At 33.3% G+C, this 255-nt stretch carries 1 protein-coding gene; it reads right to left on the bottom strand.

The genetic code is table 11. The features are described 5' to 3' along the window. On the bottom strand, positions 1 to 142 hold a 142-nt coding region (locus tag ACR9ZK_RS22635), incomplete at its 3' end, for an efflux RND transporter permease subunit (protein ID WP_481344173.1). Between the last annotated feature and the right edge of the window lie 113 nt (positions 143 to 255).

Raw genomic sequence — 255 nt, forward strand, 5'->3', positions numbered from 1 at the left:
GAACCTGATTGTTGGTAATATCAGGCACCGCATCAACCGACAATCTGGTTGCACTCCAAATGCCCCAGACTATCAAAAGCAACATCATTATGCCAATGACAATTTTGTTTTTGATGCTAAATTTTATGATTTTATCTAACACAAGCTATGATTTAATAAATGACCGTCTTTTATCTGCGCATAAAATTCATTCATAATGATTACGCATTCTCCAAGATTTTCATTAAGCAAAATGAATAAAAGACAGTCGTTAAT

The sequence above is a fragment of the Monashia sp. HAY1-5C genome (genome assembly GCF_056755255.1).